This is a genomic window from Anaerofilum hominis, from assembly GCF_014287275.1.
In the GTDB taxonomy this organism is placed as follows: Bacteria; Bacillota; Clostridia; order Oscillospirales; family Ruminococcaceae; genus Pygmaiobacter; species Pygmaiobacter hominis.
The window spans coordinates 414,863-433,442 of the sequence record NZ_JACONZ010000003.1 but is presented as its reverse complement, the minus strand read 5'-3'; the positions used below and the strand labels follow the sequence as shown (position 1 = coordinate 433,442).

18 protein-coding genes are annotated in these 18,580 nt (G+C 63.8%); 4 read left to right on the top strand and 14 right to left on the bottom strand.

All coding sequences use genetic code 11. The features are described 5' to 3' along the window. Window positions 1-37 precede the first annotated feature (37 nt). On the top strand, window positions 38-406 hold the full coding sequence (locus H8S23_RS10475) for a hypothetical protein (RefSeq protein ID WP_186888287.1): 369 nt from the start codon (window positions 38-40) through the stop codon (window positions 404-406). A gap of 92 nt (window positions 407-498) precedes the next feature. Here H8S23_RS10475 and H8S23_RS10470 read toward each other — a convergent pair whose 3' ends face one another. The 4 genes from H8S23_RS10470 to H8S23_RS10455 all read right to left on the bottom strand — a co-directional run bounded on the left by H8S23_RS10470 (window position 499) and on the right by H8S23_RS10455 (window position 3,820). Continuing rightward, a complete protein-coding gene (locus H8S23_RS10470) occupies window positions 499-921 on the bottom strand; it encodes a DUF2000 domain-containing protein (protein ID WP_186888286.1) in 423 nt (140 codons plus the stop codon). Next, the gene (locus tag H8S23_RS10465) at window positions 914-1,729 is read right to left on the bottom strand and encodes a helix-turn-helix transcriptional regulator (RefSeq protein ID WP_186888285.1); all 816 of its coding nucleotides are present in this window, start codon (window positions 1,727-1,729) and stop codon (window positions 914-916) included. The genes H8S23_RS10470 and H8S23_RS10465 overlap by 8 nt, the downstream gene beginning before the upstream one ends. A 224-nt stretch (window positions 1,730-1,953) precedes the next feature. Beyond that, entirely contained in the window at window positions 1,954-2,166 is a 213-nt protein-coding gene (locus H8S23_RS10460) for a cold-shock protein (RefSeq protein ID WP_186888284.1), read from the bottom strand. Window positions 2,167-3,067: 901 nt separating this feature from the next. After that, window positions 3,068-3,820, bottom strand: a complete 753-nt coding sequence (locus H8S23_RS10455) for an HAD-IA family hydrolase (protein ID WP_186888283.1) — start codon at window positions 3,818-3,820, stop codon at window positions 3,068-3,070. Between the two features lie 387 nt (window positions 3,821-4,207). On the opposite strand from H8S23_RS10455, the gene ytvI reads away from it, so the two are divergent. Then, complete coding sequence (gene ytvI, locus H8S23_RS10450; RefSeq protein WP_186888282.1) at window positions 4,208-5,332, top strand: sporulation integral membrane protein YtvI; 1,125 nt, start codon at window positions 4,208-4,210, stop codon at window positions 5,330-5,332. Window positions 5,333-5,792: 460 nt separating this feature from the next. On the opposite strand, the gene H8S23_RS10445 is transcribed toward ytvI, so the two are convergent. The 10 genes from H8S23_RS10445 to H8S23_RS10400 form a co-directional block, all read right to left on the bottom strand. Then, the gene (locus H8S23_RS10445) at window positions 5,793-7,178 is read right to left on the bottom strand and encodes a hypothetical protein (RefSeq protein ID WP_186888281.1); all 1,386 of its coding nucleotides are present in this window, start codon (window positions 7,176-7,178) and stop codon (window positions 5,793-5,795) included. Window positions 7,179-7,589: 411 nt separating this feature from the next. Continuing rightward, entirely contained in the window at window positions 7,590-8,015 is a 426-nt protein-coding gene (locus H8S23_RS10440; RefSeq protein WP_186888280.1) for a hypothetical protein, read from the bottom strand. Window positions 8,016-8,355: 340 nt separating this feature from the next. Continuing rightward, entirely contained in the window at window positions 8,356-8,607 is a 252-nt protein-coding gene (locus tag H8S23_RS10435) for an AbrB/MazE/SpoVT family DNA-binding domain-containing protein (RefSeq protein ID WP_186888279.1), read from the bottom strand. Between the two features lie 69 nt (window positions 8,608-8,676). Continuing rightward, the gene (locus H8S23_RS10430) at window positions 8,677-9,000 is read right to left on the bottom strand and encodes a helix-turn-helix domain-containing protein (RefSeq protein ID WP_186888278.1); all 324 of its coding nucleotides are present in this window, start codon (window positions 8,998-9,000) and stop codon (window positions 8,677-8,679) included. An 869-nt stretch (window positions 9,001-9,869) separates the two neighbouring features. Then, window positions 9,870-10,865: a GGGtGRT protein gene (locus H8S23_RS10425; RefSeq protein WP_186888277.1), complete on the bottom strand. Its 996-nt coding sequence runs from the start codon at window positions 10,863-10,865 to the stop codon at window positions 9,870-9,872. Window positions 10,866-10,883: 18 nt separating this feature from the next. Next, the gene (locus H8S23_RS10420; protein ID WP_186888276.1) at window positions 10,884-11,576 is read right to left on the bottom strand and encodes an iron-sulfur cluster assembly scaffold protein; all 693 of its coding nucleotides are present in this window, start codon (window positions 11,574-11,576) and stop codon (window positions 10,884-10,886) included. Window positions 11,577-12,154: 578 nt separating this feature from the next. Continuing rightward, window positions 12,155-12,601, bottom strand: a complete 447-nt coding sequence (locus H8S23_RS10415; protein WP_186888275.1) for a MarR family winged helix-turn-helix transcriptional regulator — start codon at window positions 12,599-12,601, stop codon at window positions 12,155-12,157. Then, window positions 12,598-13,989, bottom strand: coding sequence for an MATE family efflux transporter (locus H8S23_RS10410; RefSeq protein ID WP_186888274.1), 1,392 nt, complete (start codon window positions 13,987-13,989; stop codon window positions 12,598-12,600). Before H8S23_RS10410 ends, H8S23_RS10415 begins: the two co-directional genes overlap by 4 nt. Window positions 13,990-14,510: 521 nt before the next feature. Continuing rightward, entirely contained in the window at window positions 14,511-14,825 is a 315-nt protein-coding gene (locus H8S23_RS10405; protein WP_243165976.1) for a hypothetical protein, read from the bottom strand. 312 nt (window positions 14,826-15,137) lie between these two features. Continuing rightward, window positions 15,138-15,998, bottom strand: coding sequence for an MYG1 family protein (locus H8S23_RS10400; RefSeq protein WP_341479916.1), 861 nt, complete (start codon window positions 15,996-15,998; stop codon window positions 15,138-15,140). A gap of 402 nt (window positions 15,999-16,400) precedes the next feature. Here H8S23_RS10400 and H8S23_RS10395 point away from each other — a divergent pair, with 402 nt between their 5' ends. Continuing rightward, window positions 16,401-17,126: a tRNA threonylcarbamoyladenosine dehydratase gene (locus tag H8S23_RS10395; protein WP_186888273.1), complete on the top strand. Its 726-nt coding sequence runs from the start codon at window positions 16,401-16,403 to the stop codon at window positions 17,124-17,126. 91 nt (window positions 17,127-17,217) lie between these two features. Beyond that, window positions 17,218-18,375, top strand: a complete 1,158-nt coding sequence (locus tag H8S23_RS10390) for an aldo/keto reductase (protein ID WP_186888272.1) — start codon at window positions 17,218-17,220, stop codon at window positions 18,373-18,375. Window positions 18,376-18,580: the final 205 nt, after the last annotated feature.

Genomic DNA, 18,580 nt, shown 5'->3' with positions numbered 1-18,580 from the left:
GCCGTTCTGTGGCCGTCAGGCCGGAAAGGAGCCGCCCATGCACCCTCATCCCGACACCAGCGCCGAAAACGCGGCGCTGCTTCTGTCCTCGCTGCTGCGCAATTGTACGCGGCTGCTGCCCAAATTTGCTCCGGGCAGCGCGCAGTATTCCCTGCTGCAGAATCGGATCGCGGCGCTCACGCTCGCCCTGCGCCTGCTGAGGGACGGCCCCGGTACGGCACGCTGTTCCCGCGCTGCGCTGGAAGCCGCACTGCCGCCGCTGCGCTCCATTCAAAGCAAAACGCAAAAGATCAGTGCCCGGCACGGTCCGGAGACTCCGGCCGGCCGCAGGGCACAGGCGATCCTGTCTGCCATGTCCCTTGTCCTCCCTCTGGTGGAGCAAGAGCTCGCCCGCATCAAAGGATAACGCATCGCCGCCGCCCCGGCACACCGCAGCAGCCCGCCCGCACAGACAAAAAAGGACCGCGCGCCCAAGCGCCGGTCCTTTTTTTGCCCTGTTCACCGCAGCAGCGGCAGGCTGCCGGTGAGGCGGGATATCTTCTTTCGGTCTCCAAAGACAGCGATCCCCCGGTAGCTCAGCGCGTCCTCCCGCACCCGCGCCCCGCGGCGCAAATACTCGTCGTAGGTCCTGCAGCTCTGTGCCAAATCGGAAAAATCCACCGCCTCCAGCTCCGCGTACTCCGGCGCAGCCAACTGCTCCCGCAGGGCCCGCAGCGCGGCGGCGTCCCCTTTCAGCACCGGCACCGGGATGCGGATGATGCCGCCGTGGACACTGCCCGACCCGTCGGTCACCGGCGGCCCCACCAGCTCCGGGTGCCGCTGTCCCAGCGTCACCCCCAGCACGGCGGCGGTATTGGCCGCCATCCCCGCGGGCAGCGCGGCGTCGATCACCATCACGCACTTGCTCTTTTCTTCATCCATTTTGCTCTTCCTCTCCGAACGCTTTGCGGTATTCCCCGGGGGTGAGGCCTGTCCTCTGGCGAAAGGCGTTGCACAGATGACTCTGGTCGGCAAATCCCGCTTCCAGCGCCGCTTCCGCGGGCGGCATGCCCCGCTGCAGCAGCGTCTGGGCGCGGGCTACCCGCAGCGCTTCCAGATAGCGGTAGGGCGAAATGCCCCGCTCGCGCGCAAAAGCACGCAGCAGGCGGTACTTTTCCATTCCCGCCGCACCGGCCAGCATGTCCAGCGTCACCGGCTGCTGCGCGTGGGCTTTCAGGTACGCGGCCGCGGCGGCCACCCCGCGGCTCTCGGCGGCCCGCGGCCCGGCGGGCTGCGCATGCGCGTTCAAAAGCCGTCCCAAAAAGAGCCAGAACGCCTCCTCCTTGCGCAGCCCCTGTTCCCCGCGCAGGATCAGCTCCTGCACCGCGCACAGCTGCCGCGCAAGCGGGCTGCGGCGGGTCACCCGCGGCCCCAGCCGGGGCGGCAGGCCGCTGCCCGTGATCTGCCGCGCGGCCTCCTGCATCGTCTGCGCGCCAATGTTCAGCGCCCGGTAGCTGAAAGGCCCGTCCACCTGTTCGCAGCCATGCGCTTCACCGGGGTTGAACAGGATCATATCTCCCGGTTCCAGCACACAGGACCCGCTTCCCAACATCCGCCTGCGGCCGCTCTCGATCATGCCCGCCACATAATAATCGTGAAAATGCAAGGGAAATGTCTCCACCGTACCCCCCAGGCAATAGGCTTCCACGCCCAGCTCCGGGTCAAACCGCACTCTCCGCTTTTTCTGCATCGTTTCACCCCCCGGACAGTGGACATTCTACCGCGCTTCGCCCGCCGCGTCTTGTACGATATTGCGCTTTTCCGGGCGGCGGTCCGGCCCCGCCGTCCGGCCCGTCTTTTTCTCCTCTGCGGCAGCCCCCCAAAAACGGCACCGGCGCGCCCGGATCAGCACCCTTGTCTTTCATGAAAAAAACGCCCTCCCGCAAGGGGAAGGCGTTTTATCTGCCGTGTCTATTAGATCGCGGTCACATTGACAGCGCGCATTTTGCTGCTGTTCTTCGGGTCCGGCTCCACGTCGAAACTGACCTTCTGGCCCTCGGCCAGAGTCTTGAAGCCCTCGGCCACGATGGCGGAGAAGTGGACAAACACGTCGCCGCTGCCGTCGTCGTCAGAGACGAAGCCAAAGCCCTTCTGCTCATTGAACCATTTCACAGTACCGGTATGCATAGTAGTGCCTCCAAAAATTTTTTCGCTTCTGTCGTACAAAATAAAAGCCGCATACAGTGTAAATCATCAGTAGAACAACGACTTACCCAGCATGTGGCGTCAATTGGTACTATCAGAATACAAGACTAAGTATATCACAGCTCCGGCAAAAGTACAACCGTCCGGGACAAAAATTTTTTTATTTTTTCTTGGGAAGACCTGCCAGCGGTTCGCGCCTTTGGCGGCGGGCGCTTGTCCCCCGCGCGCAAAAGCGTCCCAGGTCAGCCCCGCGCCCCGAAAGGGCCTTTCCCGGGCCTGCGGCTGCTCAGCGGTCTTTGCCGGCGCACAGGCGGCGCTCCCACCTGCGGCACTCCTTTTTTACCAGACCGCTCAGGGCCAGGGCGCCCGCGGCGCAAAACAGTGCAGTCGTCATCCGCCGTCCTTTCCGGCGTCCGCAGCGGGGCCGCCCCGCGGCCTGCCCCACTGAAAACGCCCGCTTGTTATCGTCTTGTCCGGCCGCCGCACGGGGCCAGCGCCCCTCTCTGCGCGCAGCCGGCCCTGGTAAAACCGGGGCCGCGCCCACGGCGGCCTCCGATGATTTCGGGAGGGCCGCGGCCGGAGAACCTCTCCGGCCGCGGCATTTTTTAGCGGTGCGGCAGGGATTCTCCCGCGCCGCAGGGGCATCCCCGGCGGAATGGCGCGCCCGCCCGGAATGAGGGACGCCATGGCCGGACGCCCCGTCGCCCGCGTCCCCGCATCGCGCGCGGAGAAATGGACAAACCCCAAAGTTAGTTCTAACTAACTTAAGTCCATCCTACCATCCCGCTCCCCGGTTGTCAAGAAAAAGTCCTCTTGCAGGGCCCTCAAAAAAATTTCTCAGGCAGACAGCGGTGCGCGCCGCCGCTTTGGCGCCGGCGGCCTCTCAGGCGCTCGCTTGCCCCCAGCGGCGCTTTGCCGCTGTTCTCCAAAACTCCGGGCGGCCCAGCGGGTCCAGGCTGTCCACCACCAGATCGGCGCAGGCGTTCAGCACCTGTACGGGGGTGGTGCCAAAGCCGACGCCCACTGCCAGCGCGCCCGCCGCATGGGCAAAGGCCGCGTCCCCGGGCGCGTCTCCCACCATGCAGACCTCGGCGGGGCGCAGGCCATACAGTCTGCAAAATGCCCACAGCAGGTCGGGCGCGGGCTTGGGCCGACACCCCGTGTCCGCCGCTCCCAGATAGCCAAAATACCCCTCCACCCCCAGTTTTTTCAGGCAAAAGGCGGCGTTCCTGCGCGTATCATTGGTGGCAAGCCCCACGGCCATTCCCTGGGCGCGCAGGCTTTCAAACAGGGTTTTCAGGTCGCCGGTGGGCAGGATCTGCGCGTCGGGCGCGGCAAGCGCATCCGCATAGAGCGTCTCCACCCTGCGGCAAAAAATCGCCAGAGGGCCGGTCCGCGTCATGCCCGGCGCCGCCGCCATAGCGCGCGCCGTCTGTTCCAGCGTCCCTGCCGCCAGCGGGCTGTCCGGCATGATCCGGTCCCCCTCTGCGCCTGCCGCGCGCTCCAGCGCCCGCAAAACGTCCGGGGCGCTCCGGGGCCCGGCCAGCGCGCGGGCCACCCGCCGCGTGGCCCGTGCCCACAGTGGTCCCGCCTCCAGCAGCGTGCCGTCCTTGTCAAACAAGATCCCTTTGATCACAGCGCTTCCCCCTCGTTCCCGGCGTCTATGGACCTCTACGGCCACCCAAAGTTTAACACCGCCGTCTCCGCACCCGCCACCGGCCGGCGGTAAAGGGGAGGTAAACCCGCTGTAAAACCGCCTGCTGCGGCACAGCGGCGCTCAAAAGTAAATTTATTGTGTACAGGCCTGTTTTTCCTTTTAAAAGCGGTATAAAATATGTAAAATAAAGGGAAGACCCGGTCCGCGCCTCAGCTCCGCCGCCGCGCGCCCGCCTCAAGTCTCTTTTTTGGGGGGGCGGCAGCCCCCCGGACCGGCCGGACGGCCGGCTTTTGGGGAAGCCGCCGGGAGCATCCGGCGGCCGTGGCCGATCGTCTCATGTCAACACAGTTCTGGGAGGTGCCTCTGTTGGAAGTAGAGCGCATGCGCGCCTTTCTCATCAAATTCTTTTATTACACCCTGATCGTGGCCATCGCCTACTGCACCCTAAAGTTCGTGGTGCCCTTTTTCATGCCTTTCGTGCTGGCCTTTCTCATCGCTTTTCTGCTCAAGACGCCGGTCAACCGGGTGGCGGAACGGCTGCACCTGCGCCGCAGCCCGGTGGCGGTGGTCATGCTGATCCTGTTTTATGCGGTGCTGGTCACCCTGACGACCCTGCTGGGCACCCGGCTGGTACTCGCTGGCATCGATGCGCTGAAAGCGCTGCCCCAGTTCTATTCCTCCACTATCGAGCCCGCCATCTTCCAGATCGAAGAGTGGCTGGGCGGCCTGTTCGCCCGTCTGGACCCGCAGCTGATCGCCGCGCTGGAAACCATGAGCCAAAGCCTCACCGATGCGCTGGGCAGCGCCGTGAGCGCCATTTCCAGCGCCGCTATCGCCGTCACCACCGGCGCAGCCAGCCATATCCCCTCCTTTTTTGTCAAATTCCTGCTCATGATCGTGGCCAGCTTCTTTTTTGTGGTGGACTACTACAAGGTGGCCAGTTTCCTGGCAAACCTGCTTCCGCCCAGGGGCAAGACCATGCTGTTCCGCATCAAACAGAACGGCGTGGATACGCTGCTGAAATTCGCCCGCGCCTACGCCATCCTGCTGGGGCTCACCTTTGTCGAACTGTCGATCGGCCTCTCGCTGCTGGGCATCAAAAACGCCATCCTCATCGCTCTGGGCACTGCCGTGGTGGATATCCTGCCGGTGCTGGGCACCGGCACCATCCTCATCCCCTGGGCGCTCTATCAGCTCTTCTCGGGAAGTGTGGGCCAGGGCATCGGGCTGCTGGCCATCTACGGCATCATCACGGTAGTGCGCCAAGCGCTCGAGCCCCGGGTGGTGGGCAGGCAGATCGGCCTTTACCCGCTGGCCACTCTGCTCTGCATGTTTGCCGGCGCGCAGCTGTTCGGCTTCTGGGGCATGTTCGCGCTGCCCATCGGCCTGACCATCTTCATGCAGCTGCGCCGCGAGGACCGCGCCGCCGCCTCGGCAGCAGCCGCCCCCGCCGCTCAGGACGGCCCGGCCGCACCGCCCCCCGGCGCCTGAACCCCGCCCGGCGGGGGAAAACAGCGAGACAGCGACGCGGCGGTCTCCCCGCGGCGCGCCCCGCTCCCGCGCGATCTTTGCGCGGTCCTGATACGGCCCGCAGCGGCCCGTCCCTGCCGACCTCCCGGCGTCCCACCAAAAGGGGCCGCCGGACGCGGACGCAAACCGCACCAAACTGTACGATGCAAAAACGAGGCGCTTTCCCGGCTGCTCCAGCCACTGGGAAAGCGCCTTCTTTTCGCCCGCTTTGCGCAGGGCAAAGTGACAAAAATATCCGGCCGGTCAGCGCCGGGGCCCGGGCCGGTCAACAGCATTGCGCCCGCTGCAAGGCCGAGGGCGGCGGCAAAGCCGGGCAGGAAGATCCGGGACGGCGGCAAAAAAAAGAGCCGCCCGCAGGCGGCTCTTTCCTCTCCAAAAACAGTGCGGCGCTCCCCGCCGCCTTGACCCGCAGCGTCAGGGTTCAGCTCTTTTTGCGCAGGACCGTGACGTTCTCCTGAAAAATCTTTTCTCCCGTCAAATGCTTGGTGGCCGGGCAGTAAGAAGAAAAGCCGACCAGCTTTTCTTCCACCGCATAGCTGCCGTTTGCCGGTGCCTTGGTGACGTCCACCATTTTGAACCAGCACAGGTTCACCGGCCGGTTCACCCCGTTGACCCCGCGCTGGGACGAGGTGCGGCTGGGCATTTTCTGCTGCCCGCCCGCCGGGGTGTTCAGCACCAGATAGCGCTCGCTCAGCCGGATGCCGCCTCTGGCGAAAAAGTCCCGCAGGGAGAGGTTTTCCCCCCGTTTTCCCTGGACCTTGGCGATCTGCTGCAGTTCCGCTTCGCTCAAGTCAGAAACAATGTCCTCTGCGACGTAGTCCTGGCAGGGCAGCATTCTCACTGCGCTGGGACGGCCGCGCATCGGCGGGCCGGAAATGGCCACCTGCTCCTGCCGTATCGTATTGGCGGCAGTTGTCCGGGTGCCGGTCAAAAAGATCTGCTCTGCGATCGCAAGCTTTTCGCCCGCATACGACACATAGCCGCACAGCTGGTTGACGTCGTCGCCCAGATAGGCGGCGGCGCAGCTTTGCATCATCTTCTCCACCCGTTGGTCCGCCTTGTGCAGGTTTTCCCGCTGCCCCCTGATCACTCCTTTGGTGAACGAATAGCCGGAACGGTCCTCTGCATATGCAGCCTTCAGTTCCAGGTAAATATGGGCGACCATCGAGGCCTTATAATAGATGGAAAACCAAAAGTTTTCAAAGTCCCGCTGCTCTTCGTAAGTCTCGCGCACCCAATCGTAATTTCCTATTTGCTTGACCCTCTCCTGATAGCTGTTGAACAGGTCGCTGCGCGGGCCGGAAGTAGCCTTGCAGAGCAAGTTGCTCAAACGGTCCACCTGATCGGTAAAGGCGACGCCGTTCGCCTTTTTCTCCATCGAGATCACCATGCCCCTGATCTCTTTTTCCTCATCATAGTCCGGGGCTTTTTGTTTTTCCTTCAACTCGCAGATGCCCAGGTAAAGGCTGTTGACAAAACTGGGGCTCAGCATATTTTCAACGCTGTCCACCTGCTTCTGTGCTTCCATTGCAGACAGCTTTTCCATAATGCTGTCCAGCTTGATCACCTCAAGCTTCAGCTCAGCTTGAAGGCGCGCTTCCGTCTCGTCCAGCATTTTTTGAAACTTTTCCGTCTGGCTGACCGTTTTTTCGCTCAGCCCCAAGGCCCCGCAAAGCACCTCCAGCAGCTTGCCCTGGACGGCGCTGTTCGTCACGATCGGTGGCCCGGGCACCAGCTTTGCCAGCGCCCCGATCCCCTCTTTGAGCGCCCCCCGCATCAGACTGCGTTCTGTTTCGCCGATCGCCATATCTTTGCCTCCCTCTTTTTAGTAATGCTCATGACCCATTTTACCATTTTCGACCAGAAAAAACAGTTAAAGTCAAAAAAATTCTTTTTTGCATCAGTATCTCTCCTGCTTTTTGACCATTTTCACAAAAGAAGTCCCGCCGGGCCGCGGCCCGCGCTTCGGCCCATCCTCCGGGTCCCGGCCCGGCGCTTTGCCTTCTTCGGCGGTGTCCGCCTCATTCCGGGTGTGAAGACAATAAACGCTGCGCTTCCCCTGAAAAAGCGAAAAGGGCGGACAGTCCACCTGTCCGCCCTGGCGTTTTATTCTGTTTTTGCGGGGAAACGCCGGCTGAGAGCGGCTTCTGCAGCCGCCCCCTGCAGCTTTTGCTTGTCCTGCGCGGACAGGCCCGGCTTTTCCCCCGCAGCCGGGCCGTCAGGGGCCGGGAAAAACCGGCTCGCGCAAAAAATCAGTTTCGCCCGGGCCAGGGGCCGCCGGCACACAGGCGGGCGCGGCTCCCCGCGCGCGCAGATAGCCGGGAAAGCGCTTCCACAGCGCCCGGAGCAGGGCGTCCTCGCTTTTGACCAGGGCTGCCATCCCCGGGTAGTTCCAGGCGCTTTCAAAAAGGGGGATCGCACAGGCCGCGGGGTCAAAAAAGATAAAATCCCGCACCACCCGCCCCTCCGCTTTTGCCGCGTCGGACAATTCGGCGTCATAGATGGGCTCGCAGACGGCCAGATAGCGCTGGCCGCCGTGCTCCACCCAAAAGATGCCGTTTTCCAGTGACAGCGCCCGGTCCGGTCCGCCCCGCCCTGCGGCGTCCACTGCGGCGCGGGATAAGGGCCGAAATAGGCCGGGCACTCCACCATGCCGTAAAGGCAGCAGCTTTCCAGCTGCGCCTCCAGCGCGGCCTCCATGCGGGGGTCCCAGGCGCGCTGCGTTCTCCACAGGCAAAGCTCGTACTCCACCGGCATACTGTCATGGGTCTCGCAGGAAAAATAGAGGACGTCCCCGTGCCTGCGCCCGCAGGCAAGCGCCCGCTCGGAGAGCAGCCGCCATGGGTCGCTGCGGTAGGATGCCGGGACGGCGTACCCCTCGTCAGAGGCGCAGGACAGATAATAGACCGACTCCATGGGCATTGTATATCCCTGCAGCGCGCCCCAAACCGCCTCGTCGATCTCAATGCCGATCTTCCCGCCGGTCATGGGCGCGCCCCAAGCCGGGCCGCCACCTTTTTGGCGCAGCCGGTGCAGACCGGCAGCTCTTCGTCCAGGATCTCCGGCGAGCCGCAGAGCACGCACTCCCGCCCTGCCCGGCACAGGCCCAGCTGCCCCGGGCCCAGCTGGTAGATCAGCACCGGGGCGCCCGCCTCAAGGCCGTTCTGGACGCGCAGCTTTTTGGGCACAACGATGCGCCCCGCGCTGTCCATGGTCCGCAACACACTGATTTCCATTTTAAATAAGCGCCTCCCCGGCAGAATCGCCTTACCCAAAACGGCAGTTTACGCCCTTTCCTCCAGGCCTCACGGCTCCAGCAGCGCCTTTATGACCGCGAAGATTTTTTGGGACTCCTCCGACGACCGGTCTTTCAGCATCTCGCTCAGCTTTGCGATTTCTGCGTTTGAAAATGTTTTCGTGGTGACCACGTCGCTGAGAGGCTCGTTCGCCGTCGCCCCCACCGCGTTTACGATATCCACAAAAAGAGCAAGGCTCGGTGTGCGGACCCCGCGCTCAATGGCGGAGATGGTGGTCTGGGTCACCCCCGTCTTCTCCGCCAACTGTTCTTGTGTCAGCCCCGCAGCCCTGCGCGCATGCCGGATGCGCCCGCCCACCTTTTTATTGTCCAAGCCCCTCACCTTAAAACAAATTCGTTATAGCTCTACTGTGCAAAGCCATAAAAAACGGCCGTCCGGGCGCCCCTTGCCCAGGGCCGGTCCAAAGAATTGCGCCCGTCCCCAAAAGCGGCCGGATGCGCGTAAAAAACAAATTTATCTCCATGGTCCGCCCTCGCCGCCTGCGCGGCAGCCAGGCGGATGACCGAAGAAAACGACTTATTTCTACCCGCCGCGGCCCAGGGAAAGACCACATGGCTGCTAAAAAACAGCTCAAAACTCTAAAAACATCTCATGAAATGAGTATACAAGAAAGCAAAAAATCCAAACAGGAATAAGGAGTCTTAAATAACCCAAAGAGTTATATTTTGGAAAATTTTCTCTTTACTTTCTTGAAAATTTGTCCTTTGTAACCCCTCCGATCGCACAAATGTATTTTAACGCGGCGACCAGTGTCGGCGGAGACCCCGGCGGCTCCGCATTCGATCTGGAACTATTTCCCCCTCCAAAAAATCAGATCAGAAAATTTTCCCTGTGCCGCTCCGGCAGCGCAGCGCGCCTTTTGAGTGCGGGGCCCAATTTTTGTGGCAAGAGTTTTTTCTCCCGCCTTGCCGCCAAATCCTCCCCTTGCCGCTCTTGATTTTGAGATACTGCCGCTTTTGGAAACGCCGCTGCACGTCGATTAAAGTACCAGCGCTGTATATTTTTTGCAGCGGAGGTCATGACTTTTCGACAGAGACACGGCGGTGGGCGCGCGGGGTTACCTCCGTTTTTTGCTGCCCGCCTGTAGGGCGCAGGGGCCGCCGGCGCGGCTGGGGCGTCTTTCAGAAAAGCAACAAAAAAACCACTCCCGGGGGAGTGGTTTTTCATTGGTCTCTGCGCTTTTATTTTGCCTCGGACACAGCCACGGCACAGGCCACGGTGGCGCCTACCATGGGGTTGTTGCCCATGCCCATCAAGCCCATCATCTCCACGTGTGCGGGTACAGAGGACGAGCCGGCGAACTGCGCGTCGCCGTGCATGCGGCCCATCGAGTCGGTCAGGCCGTAGCTGGCCGGGCCGGCGGCCACGTTGTCCGGGTGCAGGGTGCGGCCGGTGCCGCCGCCCGAAGCGACCGAGAAGTACTTCACGCCGTTCTCGCCCGCCCACTTCTTGTAGGTGCCCGCCACCAGATGCTGGAACCGGGTCGGGTTGGTGGAGTTGCCGGTGATCGAGATGTCCACCTGCTCCGCTTTCATGATTGCCACGCCCTCAAGCACGTCGTTGGCGCCGTAGCACTTGACCGCCGCGCGGTCGCCGTCAGAGTACTTCACCTCTTCGACCACTTTCAGCTCGCCGGTCTTGAAGTCGTACTCGGTCTTGACATAGGTGAAGCCGTTGATGCGGCTGATGATCTGGGCGGCGTCCTTGCCCAGGCCGTTCAGGATGACCCGCAGCGGCTCCTTGCGGGCCTTGTTGGCGGTGCGGGCAATACCAATGGCGCCCTCGGCCGCAGCAAAGCTCTCGTGCCCGGCCAGGAAAGCGAAGCATTTGGTCTCGTCGCGCAGCAGCATGGCGCCCAGATTGCCGTGGCCCAGGCCGACCTGGCGCTGCTCGGCCACCGAGCCGGGCACGCAGAACGCCTGCAGGCCGATGCCGATGGCCTCGGCGGCGTCAGCGGCGCTGGCCACGCCTTTTTTCAGCGCAACAGCGCAGCCCAGGGTGTACGCCCAGACAGCGTTGTCAAAAGCGATGGGCTGCACGCCCTTGACGATCTTCTCACAGTCCACGCCCTTGGACAGGCACAGGTCGCGCGCGGCCTCCAGATCAGCAATGCCGTACTCTTTCAGGCAGGCATTGATCTTTTCCATTCTTCTCTCTTTACCTTCGAAATTGACCATCTTTGAGTACCCCCTTTCTTATTCCTCTCGCGGATCGATGTATTTGGCGGCGCCGTCATAGCGGCCGTAGGTCCCCACGTTTTTCTCGTAGGCTTCCTTGGCGTCCACGCCGTGGCGGATATCCTCCAGCATTTTGCCCACCCGCACGAACTTGTAGCCGATGGTGTGATCCTCCTCGTCCAGCGCGACCGAGAGAATGTAGCCCTCAGCCATCTCCAGATAGCGCACGCCCTTGGCGCCGGTGGAGAAGATGGTCCCCACCTGGCTGCGCAGGCCCTTGCCCAGGTCCTCCAGCCCCGCGCCGATGGGCAGGCCACCCTCGGAGAACGCGGTCTGGCTGCGGCCATAGACGATCTGCAGGAACAGCTCGCGCATGGCCACGTTGATGGCGTCGCAGACCAGGTCGGTGTTCAGCGCTTCCAGCAGGGTCTTGCCGGGCAGGATCTCACCCGCCATGGCGGCCGAATGGGTCATGCCGGAGCAGCCCAGCGTCTCCACCAGAGCCTCCTGGATGATGCCGTCCTTGACGTTCAGGGTCAGCTTGCAGGTGCCCTGCTGGGGCGCGCACCAGCCCACACCGTGGGTCAGGCCGGAAATGTCTTTGATCTCATACGCTTTTACCCACTCGCCCTCCTCGGGGATCGGGGCCGGACCATGATGCACACCTTTGGCCACGGTGCACATGCGTTCTACTTCTTGCGAATAGGTCATAGTAGCACTCCTTCATCTTTTTCCGGGGCGGCGGGCCGCCCCTTTTTCCCGCTTGCATCGGAACACCTTTATTATAAAGGCCGCCGGGACAAACTTCAAGACTCCGGCCGCCATTTCGGGCTCTTTCGTTTAAAATTTAACAGTTAAATCCGCATCGGCTGTAAATACTGCAAATAACCTCTGGCTCAGCGGCCGATGCCGCAAGTTCGCCAAAGGCAAACTTTGAAAGCATCCTCTCCCGCTGGGCTGTAAATACCGCAAATAACCCTTGGCCCAGCGGCCGATGCCGCAAGTTTGCCAAAGGCAAACTTTGAAAGCATCCTCTCCCGCTGGGCTGTAAATACCGCAAATGACCTTTGGCTCAGCGGCCGATGCCGCAAGTTCGCCAAAGGCAAACTTTGAAAGCGTTCTCTCCCGCTGAGCTGTAAATACCGCAAATGACCTCTGGCCCAGCGGCCGATGCCGCAAGTTTGCCAAAGGCAAACTTTGAAAGCATCCTCTCCCGCCCGGCCCTCAGCCCCGCACAGCATCTTTTGCCGCAGGGCTGGGCCAAAGGCGCGCCGAGACCCCCGGCCGCGCTATCTCGGCCCGGCCAGCGAGCCTCTCAGGTTATCGCACATCTGCACCAGCAGGCGGCAGGCCGCGTCCTGCTCTTCGCGCGTCAGGCCCTTGTAGATCACATCGTGCAGGCGGCCGATCACCGCTTCCACCCGCGGCAGCAGCGCCTGCCCCTCGGGGGCCAGCGAGACGCGGTTGACGCGGCGGTCGGCGGGGTCCGGCCGCCGCTGCAGCAGGCCCTGGGCTTCCAGCGCCGCTGCGGTGCGGGCCACCGTGCCCTTGTCCAGCCCGGTGACCGCGGCGATGTCCTCCTGCGCGATGTCCGGCCGGTGCGCCGCGCGCAAAAACACCGGCAGCTGGGCCGGCTCCAGCGGCAGGGCCTCCTCCCGCAAAGCCCGGGCCAGAAACCGCTGGCTGTAGCGGTAGAGGATGGAGGCGTACCGGTTTGCGTAAAACTGCTCGGTCATCCCTCGTCCTTTCTCTGCTGCGCACGGCTCAGCAGGTCTTTTTCCCGCAGCTCCCGCAGCAGCGCGATCCCCATGGGCACCGACAGCACAAAGGTACACAGGTCGCTGAACGGCTGGCTGAGCTGTACGCCCAGCACCCCGAAAAAGCGGGGCAGCGTCAGGATCAGCGGCAAAAAGAACAGCCCCTGCCGGGCCGAGGACAAGATCGAGGCCGCCTTGCTTTTGCCGATATTCTGCTGCAGCATGTTCAGACAGATGGTCCAGCCCATCAGCGGGAAGAAGATGCACTGCAGCCGCAGGGCCAGCGTGCCGATCTCAGTGACCGCAAGATCCCCCTTGCGGAACAGGCCGATGACCTGCGGCGCAAAGCACTCGCCCGCTACCGCGATCAGCAGCAGGCCCACGCTGGCCACCTTGACACAGAACCAGAACGCCTTGCGCACCCGGTCGTACCGGCCCGCCCCATAGTTGAAGCCGCACACCGGCTGAAACCCCTGTCCAAAGCCGATCAGGGCCGACTGGGCAAACATCATCACGCGGGAGACGATGGACATGGCCGCAATGGCCGCGTCGCCGAACGGCCCCGCCGCCAGGTTAAGGCAGATGGTGGCGATGCTGGCCAGCACCTGCCGGTAAAAAGAGGGCAGGCCGCCGCGCAGCACCTCGTGATAGATCTCCCATTTGAGCCGCACTTTCCTGGGGTCCATGCGGATATTTCCCCCGCGCCAGCACTGAAACAGCAGAATGGAAAAGCTGACGATCTGGCTGAGCACGGTAGCGATCGCCGCGCCCGCGGTCTCCAGCCCGAACCCGAAGATGAAAATCGGGTCCAGCGCGATATTCAGCACGCCGCCGGCAGTAATGCCCACCATGGCGTACATGGCGCTGCCCTGAAAGCGCAGCAGGTTGTTCAGCACGAACGAACTGGTGATGAACGGCGCGCCAAGCAGGATATAGCGCGCATAGGCGCGGGCATAGGGCAGGATGGTCTCGGTGGCGCCCAGCACCCGCATCAGCGGATCGATAAAGATCAGGCCCAGCACCATCAGCACCACGCCCGCCGCAAAGGCGGTGTAAAAGCCGGTGCAGGCGACATGCTCCGCCTCGTCCCGCCTGCGGCTGCCCAGCAGCCGCGACACCAGGTTGCCGCTGCCGATGCCGATGGTAAAGCCCACGGCCTGAAAGATCGCCATCAGCGAAAAGACCACGCCCACCGCGCCGGTGGCCGAGGTGCCGATCTTGCCGACAAAAAAGGTGTCGGCCATGTTGTAGATGGAGGTGACCAGCATACTGATGATGGTGGGCACGGCCAGCGTGCAGACCAGCTTGGGGATGGGGGTCTCGATCATCTGTTTGTACTTTGCGTCCTGACGTTCCGCTGCGTCCATTCGTTTCTTCCTTTCTTTTCCCCGCCCCGCGCGTCCCGCGCGCCGGGTGGGTGCTCCGTACTTTTCCCCTCCATTCTAGCGCAAATTAGTTGTGTGTGCAACTATTCCGGTGTTTTTATTTTGGGACCCGCCCTCACAATGGCTGTGCGCTCCCTCCCCCCCGCTCCCGGAGCGCGTCCCTGCACCCCGCCGGGCGTGCAAACAAAAAAACGGCCGCATCGCGGCCGCGCCTCAATATTTCGTTCAGGAATACAGCAAGGCCCGCCTCCCCTCCTCGGGCACGGGTTTCCATCCATCCGCCCGGCCGCCGCGCAGGTGGCGAGGGCAGAGCCATCAGGATAGATTTCTTTTGATCGCAGAGCAATAAAAAACGCCGCAGTCAAACCGTTTTCTCTCCCCCCACGCCCCGCCCGGCCCAGACCCCCCCGCCGCTCCATCGCGCGGCAGATCGCATACAAAAAAGGGCCGCCGCCGGGCGGCCGCCCTTTGATCTGCGCTTTGCCCGCCGCGCGGGCCGGGGGTCACTTCTCTTTTTTGTCCTTGCCGTAGAGGTTGAAGCGGAACAGCTTGCTCTCATCCGCCGGGTCCTCGCAGACCAGCTCTGCCTCGGCCAGGGTGCCGCCCTCGATCAGGCGGGTGAAACCGATGAGCTGGCACAATTTGCTCTTCAGGTTCAAGCGGTCCCCGTCCGGGGTCACCATATATACGTCCCCCTGACAGCTGTTGATGATCTCGGTGAATTCGGCCACGTCAATGTTGTGCATCTTTACCGCATCCGGCATCTTATAGCCCTCCGTTTCTTTTTGGGGCAGCGCCCTGCCGTCTTCTGCTTTCATTATGCCCCGGCATCCGGGTTATCCACCAGCTTTTTGCGCGCGGAAAAAAATTTTTTCGCGTCCCTGCCGCCGCTGTCCCGGCCCGGGCCTGCCGCGCCCCCGCGGGCGGGCTGCCGGCACGGCTTCAAAAAGCGGCCCGGCAAAAACCAAAAGATGGGCAAGGGCAAAAGACGGTCCCGCCTCCGGCAGGCCCGGTTCCCTGCAAAGGAGGGTGCTCTCCGCCAAAGCCGACTGGGCGGGCGGCCCGGCCCGGCTGGCCCGGACTTCTGTAAAAGGCCCTCTCCCCGGCAAAACGGCTCTGCGCGGGCCCGCTCAGGCCCCGGTCTCCCCAGCGCGCTGCTTTTCCTGCGCCTCGGCACGGGCGGCGCGGCAGGCCGCCAGGGCCGATTCCAGCGTATTGGCGCTCACAAGAAACCCGCTGGCGTGGCAAAAGCGCAGCCCGCGGATGCCGGATACCCGTTCCAGCTGCGGGGCGCGCAGCCCCGCCCAGCTCTCGGGAAAACGGCATTTCAGCCGGTGCTTGGGATCGTCCGGGATCGGCACCCCCTGGGCGCTGAAGCCTCCCCGCTGCGAGGGGTAGACCACCAGCTCCGCATCCGAGCTCTTGAGGGTATTCTTCCAGGGGGCAAAGCGGGGCAGCACCACCACCTGGTCTTTCATCCGGGCAAGGGCTTTTTCCACCAGCGCTTTTGCCCGGTTGACGGCCCGGGCGCCCTCCAGCCGGTTTTTCAGCACCTGGGCGGCAAAGGCCTCGGCGCGCCAGAAACAGGCATCCGCATCCGCGTCGCTGTCCCAAACCGGGTTAAAGCCGCCGATGGCGTCTGCCAGCGAGTCGCCGCAGCCGGTGTTGTCGTCCCTGTCCAGCGGCTGGATGAAATGTTCGTCCAGCCATTTCGCCTGTTCGGCCCCCACCAGCTGTTCCCCCAGCTCTTTCCACAGCAGGCCGAAAGCGGCGTAGGGCATGCCGTTCTCCCGCAGTTTGCGCTCCGGCCCGTGGTGGTCGAAAGCGCCGCCCCCCACGTCGAAAGCCAGTCCCTCAAATCCCTCGGGCACTTCATAGGCCCGGCGGATCTCCAGCCCGGGCCAGACCTCCAGCAGCAGCGCGGCGCTGAACACATCGTCGGCGTGAAAATGGCCTGCATGGGTCAGGGCAAGGCTCGGTCTCTCCATCATCATTTCCCCCTGTGTGGCGTGATCTTCCCGGTCTTTCGTCCCCCGGCGTCTTTGGCCGCGCGGCCGCGGCCTTTTTTGTTATTATACACCATCCGGCTCCCCAGCGCACCCCCGGCGCAGTGTTCCCTCCTCCGCGCCCCTCAGCCCGCCGGTCCGCCGCAAAAGGAGATCTGTCCGATCGGTCCGCGCCGCGCCGGCTCATGCGTCTTTCAGGCGGCAGCGCGGGCCAAAGCGCCCCCGCTTTTTCCCTCCGCCGCGGGCGCGGCCGGACGGCGGGGTGCACGCCCTCTCCCGCTCCGTTTTTGCCTCCGCGGCCCGCCGCCCTGCGCCGTGCCGCAGGGCACTTGACGCTGCCCGCGCCGCCGCCTATAATCTTGACAGAAGGCTTTGGAGGGAAACGGCATGAGGGAAGAATTCGCGCGTTCGGCGCTGCTGCTGGGCGAACAGGCGCAGGAGCGGCTGGCCCGCGCGTCGGTGGCGGTGTTCGGCATCGGCGGGGTGGGCGGCCATGCGGCCGAGGCGATTGCCCGCGCGGGGGTGGGGCGCATCGCCCTCTTCGACGCGGACACGGTGAGCGTCTCCAACATCAACCGGCAGATCGTGGCGCTGCACAGTACGCTGGGCCTGCCCAAAGCCAAGGTCATGGCCGACCGCATCCGGGACATCAACCCGCTCTGCCGGGTCGAGCCGCATATCGTCTTTTACGGCGAGGACAACGCCGCCCAGTTTCCCCTGGAGGGTTACGACTATATCATCGACGCAGTGGACACCGTCTCGGCCAAGATCTTGCTCATCCAGCGCGCGCGCGGGGCCGGGGTGCCGGTGATCAGCGCCATGGGCTGCGGCAACAAGCTGGACCCCTCCCGCTTTGAGGTCGCAGACCTCTCAAAGACCAGCGTTTGTCCGCTGGCCCGCGTGATGCGGCGGGAGCTGAAAGCCCGCGGCGTCACCGGGGTAAAGGTGGTCTATTCGCAGGACCCCCCCTGCGCGCCGGCCGAAACGGCGGGCGAAGCGCCCGCCCCGGGCCGCCGGGCCGTGCCGGGCAGCGTCAGCTGGGTGCCGGGCGCAGCGGGGCTGCTGCTGGCCGGCGAGGCGGTCAAAGACCTGCTGGTGTCGGTCCAGCCCTGAACCCGGCCGCAAAAGGCTCTTTTCAGCAAGCGCGCCGGCCGCGGCCGGCGTCCAATATACAGGGTCCGCGAAAGAAAGGAAAGGCGAAAACATGAGGTACAGGGCACTGGGAAATACCGGCCTGCAGGTCAGCGAGATCGGCCTTGGGGCAGAGTGGCTGGAGCGCCACAACGCGCAGGAGGTCAAAGAGGTGATCGACGCCTGCGAAGCTGCGGGGATCAACATCCTCGACTGCTGGATGGCCGAGCCGAACGTGCGCTCCAACATCGGGGCGGCCATCCGCGGCCGCCGGGACCGCTGGATCATCCAGGGGCATGTGGGTTCCACCTGGCAGAACGGCCAGTACGTGCGCACCCGCGATCTGACAAAGGCAAAACCCGCCTTTGAGGACCTGTTGTCCCGGCTGGGCACCGACTATGTGGATCTGGGCATGATCCACTTTGTGGACGCCGAGGCGGAGTTCGACCAGATCATGAACGGCGAATTCATCGAGTACATGCGCTCGCTCAAACAGAGCGGCGCCGTCCGCCATATCGGCATGAGCACCCACAATCCCCATGTGGCCCGCAAAGCGGCGCTGTGCGGCGAGATCGAGATGCTGCTGTTCAGCGTCAACCCGGCTTTCGACCTGCTGCCGGGCAGCGAGGACATGAACGCGTATTTTGCCGAAGAATATGACGAGGGGCTGCACCGCATCGCCCCTGAGCGCGAGGAGCTTTACCGCATCTGCGAGCGCAGAGGGGTCGGCATCACGGTGATGAAAGGGTATGCGGGCGGCCGGCTGTTCGACGCCTCCGCTTCTCCTTTCGGCATAGCCCTGACGCCGGTGCAGTGCCTGCACTACGCCCTCACCCGCCCGGCGGTGGCCAGCGTGATGGCGGGCTTCGACACCCCCGAGCATGTGCGCGCCGCGGTCGCTTATGAGACGGCGGGCGAGGAGGAAAAAGACTACGCCACAGCGCTGGCAAAAGCGCCCCGGCACGCCTATGCCGCGGGCCAGTGTACCTATTGCGGCCACTGTGCGCCCTGCCCCGCGGGCATCGATATCGCCATGGTGAACAAGCTCTACGACCTGGCAGTGCTGCACGACGACGTGCCGGCCACCGTACCGGCCCATTACGGCCAGCTGGAAGCCAAAGCCTCCGCCTGCATCGGCTGCAGGGCCTGCGAGAGCCGCTGTCCTTTCGGCGTGCAGGTGGCAGAGCGGATGCAAAAGGCGGCGGCGCTGTTTGAAAGCGCTGCCCGCTGAGCAGCAGCGGCCGCCCCATTCTCCCGCCTCCTGAGCCGCTTTGCGGCGCCGCCGCATCCCTGCCGGCCGGGGGGAGCGCGGTCTGCGGCCGCCCGGACATCGGACTGCGCGCTGCCTGCGCAGCCAAAGCCCCGGCCACCGGCCGGGCCGGAGGCCCGCGCCGTCCCTCTCAACGCTGCCGGCTGCAGACGTCCCGGCCTGCGCC

Coding starts and splice junctions, on each gene's coding strand:
- H8S23_RS10475 (WP_186888287.1), top strand. CDS start 38: ATGCACCCTCATCCCGACACCAGCGCCGAAAACGCGGCGCTGCTTCTG.
- H8S23_RS10470 (WP_186888286.1), bottom strand. CDS start 921: ATGGATGAAGAAAAGAGCAAGTGCGTGATGGTGATCGACGCCGCGCTG.
- H8S23_RS10465 (WP_186888285.1), bottom strand. CDS start 1,729: ATGCAGAAAAAGCGGAGAGTGCGGTTTGACCCGGAGCTGGGCGTGGAA.
- H8S23_RS10460 (WP_186888284.1), bottom strand. CDS start 2,166: ATGCATACCGGTACTGTGAAATGGTTCAATGAGCAGAAGGGCTTTGGC.
- H8S23_RS10445 (WP_186888281.1), bottom strand. CDS start 7,178: ATGGCGATCGGCGAAACAGAACGCAGTCTGATGCGGGGGGCGCTCAAA.
- H8S23_RS10435 (WP_186888279.1), bottom strand. CDS start 8,607: ATGGAAATCAGTGTGTTGCGGACCATGGACAGCGCGGGGCGCATCGTT.
- H8S23_RS10425 (WP_186888277.1), bottom strand. CDS start 10,865: ATGGTCAATTTCGAAGGTAAAGAGAGAAGAATGGAAAAGATCAATGCC.
- H8S23_RS10420 (WP_186888276.1), bottom strand. CDS start 11,576: ATGACCTATTCGCAAGAAGTAGAACGCATGTGCACCGTGGCCAAAGGT.
- H8S23_RS10415 (WP_186888275.1), bottom strand. CDS start 12,601: ATGACCGAGCAGTTTTACGCAAACCGGTACGCCTCCATCCTCTACCGC.
- H8S23_RS10410 (WP_186888274.1), bottom strand. CDS start 13,989: ATGGACGCAGCGGAACGTCAGGACGCAAAGTACAAACAGATGATCGAG.
- H8S23_RS10405 (WP_243165976.1), bottom strand. CDS start 14,825: ATGAAAGCAGAAGACGGCAGGGCGCTGCCCCAAAAAGAAACGGAGGGC.
- H8S23_RS10400 (WP_341479916.1), bottom strand. CDS start 15,998: ATGATGGAGAGACCGAGCCTTGCCCTGACCCATGCAGGCCATTTTCAC.
- H8S23_RS10395 (WP_186888273.1), top strand. CDS start 16,401: ATGAGGGAAGAATTCGCGCGTTCGGCGCTGCTGCTGGGCGAACAGGCG.
- H8S23_RS10390 (WP_186888272.1), top strand. CDS start 17,218: ATGAGGTACAGGGCACTGGGAAATACCGGCCTGCAGGTCAGCGAGATC.